The organism is Massilia sp. YIM B02443 (genome assembly GCF_030411955.1).
Classification (GTDB): domain Bacteria; phylum Pseudomonadota; class Gammaproteobacteria; order Burkholderiales; family Burkholderiaceae_D; genus Telluria.
Window position 1 is genome coordinate 241813 of sequence record NZ_JASNRA010000002.1, and the last position, 15224, is coordinate 257036.

The following is a 15224-nucleotide window of genomic DNA, read 5'->3' on the forward strand; positions in this document are numbered from 1 at the left end:
CGTGCATAGTGTAGTACTGCTTTTAAAAAAAAGCCATAACTCGCATGCCTTCAGGCTTTCGAATCTCGCGTTTATTATTCGGGACGTAGAGGCCGGAGGTTCGAATCCTCTCACCCCGACCACAGAATTCTACGCGATCTCGAGGTCGCAAAAAAACAGCCGGCAATGCCGGCTGTTTTGTTTTGCGCGTCTGCTTTCTCTGCGCACCCATTCCTGAATGACGTACTGCGCGCCCTCCGCGGGTTGGCGGCGGCATGCCGCCGCCAACCCGTGTCAGGTCGCGGAACCGCTTACGGCGCGATGCCGACGGTGTGGTTCAGGTTGTTGAAGCCGGTCGACGCTTCCCAGGTGTTGGTGTTGGCCATCTGGATCGCGTATTCCGGACGATCGCGCAGCGACGATGCGGCATCAGGCAGGTGCAGCATCACCGAGTACGAACCGCGCGGCATGTTGGCCGGCAGGGTGACGGTCTCGCTGATGTTCACCGTCTGGCCCGACAGCCAGCGGCGCGCATCGGCATTCAGCTTGACGCGGTACAGGGCGCCGCCGGAAGTGTTGCGGAACACCAGTTCCACCGGACGGCTGTTGAACGGCGAAGCCCAACCCTGGTTCTGCACTTGCAGGTTGATGCTGAAGGCGCCGCCCGGCTTGGCGCTGCCCGAGTAGGAACCGTTCTTCATCACGAAGCGGTAGCCGAGCTTCTGGTCGACCTGGGTGAAGCAACCCTGCGAACGCCACTTGTCCAGCACCGCGGTGTTGTAGTCCATGTTCAGGTACGCCCAGTGGAAGCGCGTCATTTCGCTGACCGCGGTCGGGCAATCGCTGCGCGGCGCGGTATAGGCACAGGTCTCGCCGCCCGAGGCTACGTAGTTGGTCTCGGCTTGCAGGTACGGGAACTCGACCGACGGGTTGATGTAGGTGCCGTAGTCAGACGAGTTCGACAGGAAGCAATCGTTGTGGTGGCCCAGGCGTGCCTTGGCAGTGCCGGTATACGCTTCGCCCGCGGTCAGCGCGGTCGGGCTGTACAGCTTGGTCTTGAACAGCGGCATGCGCAGCTGCACCTGGCGGTCAGCCGGCACCACTTGCAGCAGCTTGTCGACCACCGACTTGCGGTCGGCCTGGTTCTTGGCGGTCATGTTGTAGCTGTCGCCATAGTTCTGGGTGTTGCCCCATTCGCCCCAGCTACCGATCAGGCCGGCTTGCACGATGGCGATTACGTCCTTGTTGTTCGAGAGGTAGGGCGCCAGCTGGGTCAGGTGGGTGTTGACCATGGCCGGGGTGGCGTCGACCGGCGAATTGTTGTCGTTGTAGGCGAAGCGCACGATCGCTTTCAGGCCCGACTTGCGCACCGTGTCCATCTGTTGCTGGAACAGGCTCAGGGTCTGCTGGTTGATCGGTTGGTTCACGAAGTTACGCAGGTAGAACACGCACAGCATCAGCGATTCGCCGCCCGAGGTACGGAAACCCGTCAGCTGCGACTGGCTGAGCGGGGTTTCGCAACCGACGTGGCGATAGAAGCCGCGCTCGGGGTTGGTGATGACGGCGTTGCTGGCGGTATAGTTGACCGTGGCGCCGCCCGGGTTCGGTGCCGGGGTCGGCGTCGGCGTCGGCGTCGGCGTCGGGGTTGGGGTTGGCGTCGGGGTAGGCGCCGGCGTCGGGTTGGTGAAGCTCACGCGCAGGATCGGCGACACATAGGTCGGCGCATCGGTTTGCGCCATGGCGGTGATGGCGCCGATGTTGCCGATGTCGGCGCGGGCCACGGTGACCGAGGCGACGCCATTGGCGGTGGTGTTGGCCACGGTCTTGACGAAGGTCCAGCCCCAGGCGCCGTTGTTACCGGTGTACTGGTACAGGTTGCCGTTTTCGATCAGGTAGCCGGCGCCGATGCCGTTGATCGGGTAGCCGCTGGTGGCGATGCGGTCAGTGTCGATGTAGATGCGCACCCAGGTCGGCTTGGCGGTATAGGGAATCTTGAAATAGGCATTCCTGGTGTCGCTGCTGGCAACCGTCTGGACTGCCGTGGCCGATGCCACCGGGGCAGCCGCAGCCTCCGACATGGCGAAGGAGCTGGATGCGAGACCGGCGCAGAGGAGCATGACGCTGAGCGGACGGCGAGCGAAGGAGGCGGAAGATGTTTGAGCTTGGAACATGAAAACAATCGCTTTTCAAAAAAAATGACGAACACTGGGTGCGAGACGTCCCGACCGCCCTTGCAATGCAATGGCAGGGATTACCCGCAGAAAATCAGCGCGAACCGTCCCGCCGCCGCTTGCAGAGCAAATGGCGGGAACAGACCCGCAGGAATGACGTAAAAGGAACTGACCGGACCAGGTCAGCGTGTGACGGGGATAGCGCTACAACGAGCGCTACGGTAAATGATCGACAAGGCGGGACAGAAGCATCGGTTCACCACAACGTACAAGAAAGACCACCAACGAAGACCCCTGAAAAGATTTCTCCTTCCACTAAGTTAAATTGCGTTCTGTCATATGAACTCCTCGATGTCCAGATTACGTACCGTTAGAATTTCCTCGCATCATTAAGTTCCCCGGATAAAGATATTTATTTGAGGAAGTCTGATGTCTCGTCGGTGATTCCATCCTGCGTAAGGTATATGTTCGGATCCTAATTCCCGCTAAGCTCTTTGATCTCTGTCATAGAACTCGCCGAAAATTTCGGATAAAGGAGCACGTTGGAGCGGGTTTCTTCGCGGTTAGTTCCTCAAAATAAGAAAAATTTTTTCTTGGGGAAAATGAAATGTTGCAAGAACGGCTCAGTGGGTTGCAATGAATCAATACGCAAGGTGAATTGCACCTCATGCATATCGAATCAAGAGTTTCAGTGGGGATATTGGAATAAGGAAACTAATCGCTCGCGCGCATGCCTTAGATAATCCTGCGCTTGCTGCGGAATGGAAAGACGTGGGTGGTCGGCCTATTCAAGCTCGGCCAGTGTGGAACGCGCAATGCCTGTTGAATCGATCACTCGGAAGCCGGCCCGGCCGGCTGGTGCATGCAGGCATGCCTTGTATCTACCAGCATCAGCGCGGGGAGTCGGCCACGGATGCAGGGCTCTGGCGCGGCGTGGCAGACTGCGGTCGGGCGCTGAACAAGTCTTCCCACATGTGCGAAATCCTGATGATCGAAAACCGTTGGCGCGCCTCGACGGCGCGGGAGGCGAACGCCGAGCGCAGCGCTGCATCGCGCATCAGCCGGTCGAGTTCGCCGTGCAAGGCCCCGGCATCGCCCGCCGCCACCAGCAAGCCATCGATCTGGTGCCGGATGATGTCGCGCGGTCCGGTATCGCAATCAAAACTTACCGCCGGCAAACCATAGGCCATGGCCTCGACCAGCGTATTGGGAAAGCCTTCGAAGTGCGAGCTCATCGCGTACAGGTCGGCGCGCGCGTACCAGTCGCCGACATTGCCGACCGAACCTGGCAGCAAAACACGATCCTGCAGTCCCAGCGCGCGTGCCTGCGCCGCCAGCTCGGCGCGTAGCGGCCCGTCGCCGACGATGACCAGGTCCCAGTCCGGATGGGCGGGCGCCAGCCGCGCGAACACGGCGATCAGGGCGGCGAAATTCTTTTCCGCGCTGAGGCGCCCGACACCGAGCACGATGCGGCGCCCTGCCCCGCACAAGGCCGCAGGATCGACGTGCGGCACGTGTTGCGCCAGGGGCCAGGACACGGGATTCGGAATGACCAGGATCTTGCGCGCCAGCGAATGCGCCGCCAGCCAGGCCGCACACTCCTGGGTCAGCGCCACCACCGCGTCCAGCCGCCCATAGGCGTGGCGGCGCAGCGTTTCCCAGATGATGCCCATCGGCGACTTTGGCGGGAAATTGTGTTCGGAACCGATCGTGCGCAGGCGCGCCATGCCGCGCGCCGCCAGCGCCAGCACGACGTTGGCGGTATGCATCGCCGACAAGGCCACGTCCGGGCGCACCGCGCGCAGCACCCGGCGCAGGGCGTGCACCCGGCGCGCGGTGCGCCAGAATCCGGCCAGCACGTTGCGCCGGTTGCCGGGCAGGTCGAGCGCGATGCGGCGCACCGCCGGGTCGAGCGCATAGAAGTCGCGCGCCCGCGACGCCACCGTCACCAGCGTGATGTCCCAGCCAAGCGCCACCCAGTGGTTGGCCAGGTTGGCGACGACGCGCTCGGCGCCGCCGTTTTCGAGGGAATGAATATAGATCAGCAATCGCATAGGAAATCCGCTTTCTCGGTGCCGGCCATGCGGCCATCCGCTGGCTTGTGCGCGCCTGGCGCGGCCGTGCGGTTCAAGGTGGCGAAGGTGGCGACGGTGGCGCCTCCATCATCGCGCGACCGCTGACGGCGCTGTTCGCGGCCGCCGTGACGGCGCAGCGGCGCGATCAATCCGCGATTTTGTTCTTGAAAAAGTAAAACGACTTGAATGCATATCTGGCCCACGCTTTCTGCTTGTGACGGTGCAGGACGTTCTTGAGGTAGCCAAGGTATCCGCTGGCCGCGGATGTCAACACCCGGTCCAGGTTGCGCAGCATCCTGGGATAGGAGCGGTAAATGGTCAGTTCATCCATACAGAGCGGCACGCCGAGCATGCGCTTCTTGAAATCGAATACGCCGCCGCCGAGATAGAATTTCCTGGCGCCGCGCCGGATGCTTTCGCAAATCGTCTGGTGCACCGACAACTTGCCCAAGCCGTATTTTTCGTACCTTGGGTCGTACCCGGTCACTTCGCCAAAACAGCTGGTCCCGACACGGTAATTGATGGAGCCGGCGCAGATGCGGCCGTCGATCAGGAACACATTGACGAACCCGCAAGCCCGGACCAGCGCCAGGATACGGTCGATATCGTGCGCGATGTTGACGCCCTGAGCATGGAGCTTTTGTTCGCTGAAGCGAATGATGTCGCGAACATATTGCTCATCCACATCTTCATTCACAAAGAATTCGGATTTGAACGTCAGAAAATCCCTGACCACGTTGTTCATCTGATGCCTGAGTCCGGCCCGCGTCGACTTTCCTATACTCGCGGTATATTCCTCCGGCTTGCCGGGCAGTGTGATGACGTAGGTTGATTTCGAATCATGTTTTTGTACTGGAAAAGCGAAGCCGCCGATCTCGGCTTTTACTGCCTTGAAACTGATGACGTCAATGCGTGCGAACCGGCTGAAAACGTAGCGCGCGAAGCGATCCAGTTCGGCCTGCTCGACCTCGATCATTTCGTTCAGGACCTCGACGCTGCGGCCCTGGCAGGTAAATAACAGGATCGTGTGCGGATGGCCCGGGCGCCGCGCGACATAGCAATTGGCGTGAAGCAGCGACCTGAATATCCTGAAGAACGGCAGGGACGCGTGCAGGGTTTCATAGGAACGGACGAGTTCCTTCTCAACAAAAGGAGGAATCTCGTACATATAGCAGGAAACAGATTCTTCATTCGATTGAACCAAATCACGGGTATTCATGTTTCTGGTCTCGGTTGACATCCATCCCGTTGCGCGCGCGGCCGCAAGCTAAAGCACGCGCTTCTTCGCTAAAACCGCAGGTCTCCATCACCGTGCGCAAGGCGTCATCGAGGACGCCGCGGTAGTACACGCTCACATCGGATTTTCGCCCGTGCAGATCGGTCACGATCTGGAGCAGGAAATCCCGTATCAGGCCGTCTTTTCCCAGGTCGCGATGGACGTACAGGTTCGACAGCACGATGGCGTCCGCTGCCGGCGCCCTGTCCATGCCGGCGTCTGCCATCTCGGCACCAGGAAAACCCGCCTGAGCCCAGCAACAGATCTGCAGTTTTCCGTCCCGGACATGGCTGTATACATCGCACGACCTTTCCATGCGCCGCATTGCGGCGCTCAGGAATTCGCGGTAATCGAACGATGCGCCAAGCGCGTCGAATCTCATCACATCGTGCAATCTGTTTCGGGAAATTGACAGATCGTTTTCCGGACCAGACGCAACCATGCCGCCGTGCCTGAATAGCTTTGCCTGAACCGGCGCGCGGCGGCGCAAGGCCGCATACAAGACTTTCATTCCACCCCGATGCTTCAGCTTCTGGATGGCGGCCATGATCGCGTCCGGACGATAACCTGCGTTCTGCAACTTGTCTTTCACTACGCCAGTCGCCGCCAGGACCGTTTCATCGCGCCAGCGCCGCGTTTGATTTGCATACACGGTGAGCCCGAATACGACATCGTGATCGGTCGCAAAATGCTCCTTGTAGCGGTCTCCTCCCGGCGTCAAATCGAGCCACGGGATATGTTCGTCAGCCAGATGCACGCCCAGCATCGCCAACAGCAGATTGCCGGGCGAGTGCGCGGCACATGCCGGATCGTGGGTATTGATGCCCAGATGGACCGCGCGCCCGTGGGTCAACAATCCGATATGCGATGCGGCAATCGCCTCGCCCACGCGCAAGACCGACACGTGCAGCATGCCTTTCTCGTGCAGCCCGATATAGAACGGCTTTTTTGCAGGGTCGTCGGTGAACGGCATGCTGCGATACAGTGCGGCCTGCCTGAAGTCGTACTGCATGCACATCTCGTCGAACGCGGCGACGAATTCGCCGTGCCCGACCACGTGCTCGAAGCGCACCGCCGCACCCCGTCCCAGCCGGTTGAAATTCTGGCGGTGATTCTTTTTATTGCGCTGGCGCGCCATGGCGGCCGCCTCGATCCTCATCAGCGGCCGCCGGTACCGGTGCAGGGAAAACGGCGCGCCAACGTTGCCTCCCGCTTGAAACGCATCGAGCGGCATGCCGGGCGGCAGATAACGCAGCTGCAGATCGGCAGCCGGATACGCGCTGCGCAGCGCGCGTATCGCCGCCAGGATAAAGGACGCATCCCGGTCCGGGCGCTGCATCCAGCCCTGGTATTCGGCCTGGTGGTCTCCTGCCCCGCTCAGCTTTCGACCGCCCCGGTGCAGGGCCAGCGTCAGCAGGCCGGACAAGGCGCCGCCGTCGTCTTCGTCGAACACCACCACCGGCAGGTAGCGCGCGCGATAACAGCGGTACCAGGTGAGGACGAAGTCCGGATGCTGGCACGCCGTGACCCAGGGGCAGGCCGCGTACAGCGTCCGCCACCTCGACTGGAAGGCGTCGGTGCCGATACGTTCAAGCGCATCCGCTCCCGTCAGCAGCGTCACTCCCATAGTTTCTCCACGACGAGCCTCAACCATCATCCGCATGGCGCATCAGTCCCGTTCCAGCCGGTCCACCGTCGTCTTCACGCGCTGCACCGAGCGCTCCCTGCCGGCCGCCTCGAGCTGTCCGATGGTGCTCAGGTACTTGGCGATCACGATGTTCTCGTCGAACTGCGCCATCACCTTGTCCCGGCCGGCCATCCCCATCCGCAGGCGCTGCTCGTCCGAAAGGCGCAGCATGGCCAGCATCTTTTCCGCCAGGTCGGCCGCGTCGCGCACCTTGCACAGCAAGCCGTTCGACTGGTGATCGACCACGTCCCTGCAACCGGCGACGTCGGTGGCGATGATCGGGCGCGCCATCGCCGCCGCTTCCAGCAGCGAATGGGACACGCCCTCGCGGTAGGACGGCAGCACGATGCAATCGGCGTTGCCCAGGTAGGGCCGGACGTCGTCGGCCTCTTTCAGGTACTGGACCAGGCCGTTCCTTTCCCAGTCCATGATGCGCGCCAGCGGAATCGAATTCGGATTCTTCGTGTCGACCGGGCCCAGCAGTTGAAACTGGACCGCGGGCAGGTACTGGCGCACGATCTTCGCCGCGGCCGCGAATTCCTCGACTCCTTTATCCCTGAGCATTCTCGACACCAGCAGGAAGCGGAACGGGCGCCCGCTCCCCGCCGGCGCCAGCGGCACGAAATGCTGCAGGTCGATCCCCGAGCCGGGCAGCACGTCCGCCACGCCGGGCTGGGCCAGGCCTTCCTGCACGAACAGGTTGCGGTCGTCCACGTTCTGGAAGAACACCCGGCGCGACTTGCGCAGCGACAGCCGGTACAGGCGCTTGACCAGGCTCGTCAGCAGTGTGTTCCTGATGAAGGTTGCGCCCAGCCCCGCAATATTGTTGATCACCGGGATCTCGAGCCCGTGCGCCGCGATCGATCCGTACACGTTCGGCTTGATGGTGTAGCCCAGGTAGGCCAGCGGGCGCACCGATTGCAGCACGCGCCAGTACTTGATCAACAGCGCCAGGTCGCGTCCCGGACTGGTGCCGTTGTTGTCCATCGCCAGCATCTTGAAGCGACAGCCGAGCGCGGCCAGGCGATGCGCGTAGCCATCCTCGGGCGCCATCACCATCACGTCATAGCCCTGCCGGATCAGCGCCTTGACCAGCCCGGCACGAAAATTGTGAATATTCCATGCAGTGTTCACCGACATAACGATTTTCTTGTTCATCATCTTGCATCCTCGATCATGTTGCTGGTCTCACGCTCATGCGCTTTCATGCGGTTCGCTCCGATCGTGTGCGTCATCCGGCAGCTGTCCGCGCCGACGGCGGCGCCTTGCCGCGCGGTCGCCATGCCAGGCGTCCGGTGCGGTGTTCAAGACGCAGATTGCTGCGCAGCTTGCTGCGCTGTCAGCTGGGATAACAGGAGGCCAGCGCCGCCGGCTCGCGCTGGCCAGGGGCGCCGGTCGATTGCTGTTCGAGCCAGGACTGGAACATCAGCACGTCCCACAAGTGGTATTGCCAATTGCGCTGGCCGGACAGGTGTTCGTGCCACTTCTGGCGCAATTGGATCGGGTCGAAATAGCCTTCGCTGCGCAGGCGGGATTCGTCCAGCAGGTCTTGCGCCCACTCGCGCAGCGGTCCGCGCAGCCAGTTGCCGATCGGCACCCCGAAGCCCATCTTCGGCCGCTCGATCAGGGCCGGCGGCACGTACTTGTAGAGCACCTGGCGCAAGGCCCATTTACTGACGCCATCGCGCAGCTTCAGCGACTGCGGCAGCTGCCAGGCGAACTCGACCACCCGGTGGTCGAGGAAGGGAATGCGCGTCTCGAGCGACACGCTCATCGCCGCGCGGTCGACCTTGACCAGGATGTCGTCCGGCAGATAGGTGAGCAGGTCGAGCGCCATCATGCGCTGGATGCCGTCCAGGCCCGGCAAGGCCGGCGTATCACCGCGCAGCAGGGTCGGCGCCTCGCGCGCGCCGATCACCAGCGCGGCCGGGTCTTCCCAGTGCGACACCAGGCCCAGGTACAGCTGGTCGAGGGTGGCGTTGGACAGCACCTGGGCGCCCTTGTGCAGCTTGTCGCCGGTGTTGGCGAAGCGCAGCGATTGCGGCAGGAAGCGCGCCGTCCTGCGCGCCAGCCGGTTCCAGGTCTCGACCGGCACCCGGGCAATGCCCCTGGCCGCCAGCCGGCGCAGCGGCAGCGGCGCGGCATCCACGGTTTTCCAGAGTCTGGCCGCGAACTGGTAGCGGTTGTAGCCACAGAACAGCTCGTCGCCGGCGTCGCCCGACAGCGACACGGTGACGTGCTGGCGCGCCAGCTGCGACACCAGGATGGTCGGCAGCTGGGACGAATCCGAAAACGGCTCGTCATACACCGACTGCAGGCGCGGGATCAGCGCGCGCGCCCCCTCGGCCTGCACGTACAGCTCGGTATGCTCGGTGCCCAGGTGGGCCGCGACCGCCTTGGCATATTCGGCTTCGTTGTAGCCTTCTTCATGAAAACCGATCGAGAAGGTCTTGACCGGGCGCGCCGACTGCGCCTGCATCAGCGCCACCACGGTCGACGAATCGACCCCGCCCGACAGGAAGGCGCCAAGCGGGACATCGGCGATCATCTGGTCCTGCACGGCCTGGCGCAGCAAGCCTTCCAGGGTGTCGACCGCCTGCGCCGCGCTGCCGGCGAACGGCGCCGCCGCGCCGGCCACGGCCTGGCGCGCGCCCGACCAGTAGGTGGTCAAGCGCGGCTCGCGCGCCTGCGCCGACACGGTGAGCAGGCTGCCCGGCGCCAGCTTGGCGATGCCGCGGTAGATCGAATACGGCGCCGGGATATAGCTGTAGCGCAGCTGCAGGCACAGGGCATCGCGGTCGATGCGACCCTCGAACGCCGGGTGCGCGCGCAGGGCCTTGAGTTCCGATCCGAACAGGAAAGCGGCGTTGGCGCCGCGTCCCTGCCAGCCGTAGTACAGCGGCTTTTCGCCGATCCGGTCGCGCCCCAGCGTCAGGACGCCGGCGTGCCGGTCCCATACCGCGAAGGCGAACATGCCGACGGCGCGCTCGACCGTCTCCTGGATGCCCCAGGCGTCGAAACCGGCCAGCAGCGTCTCGGTGTCGGAGCGGCCGCGCCAGTCCGGCGCGCGGGCGCCGGACTCGAGCTGGCGCCGCATCTGCAGGTGGTTGTAGATCTCGCCGTTGAATACCATCACGTAGCGCCCGGACGGCGAATGCATCGGCTGGTGGCCGGCCGGCGACAGGTCGAGGATCGACAGCCGGCGATGGCCGAGCGCGACGCCGCGTTCGACGTCGCACCAGTAGCCGGCGTCGTCCGGGCCACGGTGGCTGATGGTGTCGGTCATGCGCCTGACCAGGGCCTGCTGTTTGCCACGCTCGTGCAGCGGCGCCGCCGCCAGAAATCCACTCAGTCCGCACATCAGAATTCCCCTCTCGCGATGACGTTTTCGTAAATGCGCTCGAAGCGCTCGCGCACGTGGCGCATGTCGAACATGGCGCGGATGCGTTCGCGCGCCCGTTGTCCCAGCTGGGCGCGGTAGTCGGCGCCGAGCACCATCAATCCGGTCACACCGCGCGCCAGCGCATCGGGATCGGCCTTCGGCACCAGCACGCCGGTGTCGGCCATCAGGACGGCGACGTCGCCGACGTCGGTGGCGACGCACGGCAGCCCCATCGCCATCGCCTCGCCCACCGCGTTCGGAAACGCTTCGGTGCGCGACGACAGGCAGAAGATGTCCATCGCCGCCAGGCACACCGCCACGTCGGCGCGTTCGCCCAGCAGCACGAAGCGCCCGGCATGGCCGGTGGCCGCGATCCAGCGCATCAGGTCGGCGTTGTCGGCGTCCAGGTTCTTGCCGACCATCAGGAAGCGCAGGCGCTCATGGCGCGCCGCCAGCTTGCCGGCCGCGGCCACGAAGTTGGCGTGGTCCTTGTCGAGGTTGAAGCGGCCCAGCGTGCCGAGCACGATGTCGTCGGCCGCGAAGCCGAACTGGCGGCGCAGGCTGCTGCGCTGCGAGCGGTGCGGGGTCAGCAGCGACAGGTCGAATCCATTGCCCACCACCACCATGCGCGCCGCGTCGTAGCCGGCCAGCGAATGCGAGCGCCGCGCCGCCTCGGCCACGCAGACGATGGTGTGCGGCACCCAGCGCGACAGCGTCGCGCACAGCTGGCGGATGAAGGAGGTGGCGCGCGCGCAGCCGCCGTCGACATCGGTGGTGCGGATGCCCCAGATCACGTTGCGGTTGCCGGCGATGCGCGCCGCCAGTCCGCCCAGGAAGTCGGCGTGGTACAGCCAGGTCTGGACGATGTCCGGGCGCAGCGTGCGCACCAGGCGCACCAGCTGCAGGGCGTGCGACAGCGGCGAACGGCGCAGGTCGAGCACGATCAGCTTGATGCCGGCCTCGGCGAAACGCGCGTACATGCCGCCGCCGGGCGTCAGCGCGATCACCGTGTGCTGGTACTGGCTGCCGCGAAACGCCAGGATCAGGCGGTAGAGCGCGTTTTCCGCCCCGCCGACCGCCAGACCGGTGATCACGTGCAGGATATGGCGCTTCATCGGGCGTGTCATTGCGGATCCCGTCCCTGCGCACGGTGGATGGATGCGGCCGGCGGCGCGGCGAAGTCGCCCATGCTGCGGCTCTGCATGCCGTAGGTGTCGGCCAGCACGTGGTAGTGCCCCAGCACGCCGTCGAGCAGGGCCAGGTTCTGTTCGAGGTTGGCGCCGAAATTGTGCGGATGCCACCACAGGTGGAACACGCCGCCGGAACGGGCCGCCGACGTCATCTCGCGCTTGAGCCGGCGCACGCACAGCGCCATCAGCGGGCGCCGCCGCGCCGTCCATGGATACAGGAACAGGCTGGCCGGCAGGTTCACCAGCGCGCCGTGCCGGCGTTCGCGCACGGCGCGCGCGCCGCTCAGGGGCAGGCAGGCGTCGGCAAAGCGGGCGATGCGGCCGGCGATGCCGCCGATTACGGCGTCGCCGTTGCGGTACAGCCAGTGCTCGGCGTTACCCCGGTACACCTTGATGCCGGCCTCCGGCAACACCGACAAAAAGTCGCCGACGATCTGGTTGCGCGGCAGTACCAGGCTGCGCAGGCTGGCGCCCATCTCCCCGGCCATCGACTGGGCGCAGGCCAGGTCGGCGGCGAAGTGGGCGGGCGTGGCGCCCGCTTCGTTGCAATAGAAGTGGCTGTAGGTGTGCGAGGCGAGTTCCTGGCCGTCGGTGGCCAGGATGCGCTCGACCAGCGGCCGGGCGAAGAACAGCTTGTCATGCTCCTTGACCAGGCTGTCCAGGGCATACGGCGAGACGCCGGGTCGCGCGTAGGCCGGCAGGACGGACGGCCGCACTTCGCGCCAATGCTTGTAGTTGCGGCACATGATCATCCCGACGGTGGCCCAGGTCACCCTGAGCCGGTGGCGGTCGAACAGCGCCAGCAGCCGCGGGATCGCCTGCCATTCGCCCAGCACGTTGCGGCCATAACTGGCAACCGTCTGCGTATTGCTGACTCCCCAGAACAGCTCGAAGTCGAGGGAGATCACAAATTTTGCACTAGTCATGAAGTCGCACCGAATACGGCTCCGTTGAAGTTGCGTTGTTCAGGCTTGCCCGCGCGGCGGGCCATCGGTCCATGGAATCGGCCCCTTCCTGTGCCTAGTTGAAATCAAGGCGAAAGTGGCCAGCCAGTAGGTTGCGGAATCGAACATCAGGTGCGTGAACAGCGTCATGAACACGAACAGGAAGACCATCGCGATTTGCAAGCCGCGCTCTTCGAAAAAATTCCCCTTCCACAAAATCACCACCAGCCAGAGCCACGCGCCAATCCCGAACAAGCCGTATTCGGCGGCCAGCAACAGCAGCTGGTTATGGGTGCTGCCGCGGTGCGACCAGAACAGGGTTGCTCCCGCACCGGCACCAAAAATCGGGTTTTGTAAAAACATTTCCCAGCTGGCGCGAATGACATCGGCGCGTTCCTCCGAGCTGTCATCATCGAACGTAAAACTGAAGAAGAAATTGAGACGAGCCAGAAGATTGTTCGAGGCGTCTTCGAATTCCTGGCGCGAATGGAGATAACTTTCGAAATGGCCGACGAATGCCAGCGCTATTGCCAATACAACCCCCGCGGTAATCAGGGAAGACCGGGGCAATACTTTCTTCACCACCAGAATAAACAGCAGCAAACCCCAGGCGATGATCGAGGAACGCGAGAATGTCGTGAGCACCGCACCCCCGGACAACAGGAACAGCGGCAACCGGTAGCGCATCGCGGTGACTGCGCAGCCAAGCAGGAACACGTGCAGGATCGCCTCGCCGGCCATGGTGGGATTGATGAACATCGCCGCGGCGCGTCCGAGTACCGCGCCATTGGTATCGACGGCATACCATTGCCCCGGGTTGAAGAAATCGACCATGACGGCGCACGGCAACGCGATCATCAGGATCGTAAATACGTAAAGATAGGTTTTCCGGGCCGACAAATAGATCGCGAATCCGAGAAAGATGGCGAACAGCACATATTGCGCGCGCGTTGACACCAGCGATTGCCGTGCCTCCCCGACGTTATCGGACAAGTTCACGCCCGCCAATTCGCCGCTGGCGTTGAAACCCATCATGTGGATGAGATTCAATAACAGGAACATCGACGCCCATGCCACGAAAGGCGTCATCAGGTAATTGCCGAACGCCCGGTAATGCCAGGCCATCAGCGGCGCAATCAACAAGAACACCGCAAAGAAAATGTATTTGGGAAGCAAAGCCGCATTCAACACGTACAGATAAATCGGCAGGTTCAGGTAAATCGCACCCAGCGCCCCGCCCAGCAACAGGGTCTGGTACCAGACCAGCAAGCGCGCGCCGCGCGCCGACGTCGCAGCAGCGCTCGCCTGCGGCTTAAAGCTTCCCGGATGAGCGGACGTCGTCGACCCCATGCTTCACCTGTCCGCCATCGACGCCTTGCCCAGCGCGTTCGCCCTGGCCGGGCTGGCCGCCAGCTCGTCGAACAGCGCTTCCCACCTGGCGGCCACCTGTTCGATCGAAAAGCGTCTCCTGGCATCGCGCGCCCTGGCGCCGAAGGCCTGGCGCAGCGGCGCGTCTGCCATCAGGCGGCCGAGCGCCGCCGCCAGCGCCACCGGATCGCCGGGAGGCAGCAGCAAGCCGTCGACCTCATGCCGGATGATGTCGCGCGGGCCGGTGTCGCAATCGAAGCTGACCGCCGCCAGCCCATGCGTCAGCGCCTCGGCCAATGTGTTCGGGAACCCCTCCGAGTGCGAGGTCATCACGTACAGGTCGGCACGCGCATACCACGCGCCGACATTGCCGGCGATGCCCGGCATGAGCACCCGTTCGGACAGTCCGCACTGGCGCACCATCGCTTCCAGCGAAGCACGCTCCGGCCCTTCTCCCAGGATCACCAGGCTCCAGTCGGCGTGCTCTCTGGCGAGCTGGGAAAAGGCGCGCACCAGCAGCGTGTAGCCTTTCACCGCATCCAGGCGGCCCACCGCCAGCAAGACATTGCGCCCGGCCAGCGGCAGCGCATCCGGGCTGATGCGCGGCGGATGGTCGGGCAAGGGCCAGACCGTGGCGTTCGGGATCACCGCCACCCGCCGCGCCGACGAATTGTGCTCGATCCAGCGCGCGCATTCCCGGGTCAGGGCCACCATCGCGCCAAGCCGGCCGTACATCGTCCGGCGCAGCCGGGTCCAGATGACGCCGAGCGGGGCATGCGGCGGGTAATCGCGTTCGGAGCCGACCGTGACCAGGTGCGGCAGGCCGCGCGCCGCCAGCGCCAGCAAGACGTTTGGCGTACTCATCAGCGACAAGGCGACGGCGGGCCGCAGCCGCGCCAGGACCGCCCGCAGCGCGCGCACCCGGCGTGCGTTCTGCAGCACGGCGTGCAGGAGATTGCTGCTGTTGCCCGCCAGCTCCAGGCAGATCCGCCGCACCTGGACATCGAGCACGTGGAAGTCGTCGGCGCGCGACTGCAGGGTGACGAGCGTGACGTCCCAGCCGCGCCGCGCCCAGAAATTGGCCAGCGTCGCAGCCGTTCTCTCGGCGCCGCCCCCGGCCAGGCTATTGGTGAACAGCAGGATCTTCAATTG

10 protein-coding genes are annotated in these 15224 nt (G+C 64.0%); all 10 read right to left on the minus strand.

All coding sequences use genetic code 11. The features are described 5' to 3' along the window. Positions 1-290: 290 nt before the first annotated feature. The 10 genes from QPK27_RS03380 to QPK27_RS03425 all read right to left on the minus strand — a co-directional run bounded on the left by QPK27_RS03380 (position 291) and on the right by QPK27_RS03425 (position 15221). Positions 291-2057: a DUF4832 domain-containing protein gene (locus QPK27_RS03380; protein ID WP_290416791.1), complete on the minus strand. Its 1767-nt coding sequence runs from the start codon at positions 2055-2057 to the stop codon at positions 291-293. 983 nt (positions 2058-3040) lie between these two features. Next, positions 3041-4204, minus strand: a complete 1164-nt coding sequence (locus QPK27_RS03385; protein ID WP_290416792.1) for a glycosyltransferase family 4 protein — start codon at positions 4202-4204, stop codon at positions 3041-3043. Between the two features lie 166 nt (positions 4205-4370). Further along, positions 4371-5444 carry a GNAT family N-acetyltransferase gene (locus QPK27_RS03390; protein ID WP_290416793.1) on the minus strand — a complete coding sequence of 358 codons (1074 nt, stop codon included), beginning with the start codon at positions 5442-5444 and terminating at the stop codon, positions 4371-4373. Further along, positions 5431-7128: a GNAT family N-acetyltransferase gene (locus QPK27_RS03395; RefSeq protein WP_290416794.1), complete on the minus strand. Its 1698-nt coding sequence runs from the start codon at positions 7126-7128 to the stop codon at positions 5431-5433. Before QPK27_RS03395 ends, QPK27_RS03390 begins: the two co-directional genes overlap by 14 nt. A gap of 42 nt (positions 7129-7170) precedes the next feature. Next, positions 7171-8349, minus strand: a complete 1179-nt coding sequence (locus QPK27_RS03400) for a glycosyltransferase family 4 protein (protein ID WP_290416795.1) — start codon at positions 8347-8349, stop codon at positions 7171-7173. 178 nt (positions 8350-8527) lie between these two features. Then, complete coding sequence (gene asnB, locus QPK27_RS03405) at positions 8528-10549, minus strand: asparagine synthase (glutamine-hydrolyzing) (RefSeq protein WP_290416796.1); 2022 nt, start codon at positions 10547-10549, stop codon at positions 8528-8530. Next, complete coding sequence (locus tag QPK27_RS03410) at positions 10549-11685, minus strand: glycosyltransferase (RefSeq protein ID WP_290416797.1); 1137 nt, start codon at positions 11683-11685, stop codon at positions 10549-10551. Before QPK27_RS03410 ends, asnB begins: the two co-directional genes overlap by 1 nt. Before the next feature lie 8 nt (positions 11686-11693). After that, positions 11694-12686: a hypothetical protein gene (locus QPK27_RS03415; RefSeq protein ID WP_290416798.1), complete on the minus strand. Its 993-nt coding sequence runs from the start codon at positions 12684-12686 to the stop codon at positions 11694-11696. 39 nt (positions 12687-12725) lie between these two features. Next, complete coding sequence (locus QPK27_RS03420; RefSeq protein ID WP_290416799.1) at positions 12726-14054, minus strand: O-antigen ligase; 1329 nt, start codon at positions 14052-14054, stop codon at positions 12726-12728. A 3-nt stretch (positions 14055-14057) separates the two neighbouring features. Further along, positions 14058-15221, minus strand: a complete 1164-nt coding sequence (locus QPK27_RS03425) for a glycosyltransferase family 4 protein (protein ID WP_290416800.1) — start codon at positions 15219-15221, stop codon at positions 14058-14060. Positions 15222-15224 lie beyond the last annotated feature (3 nt).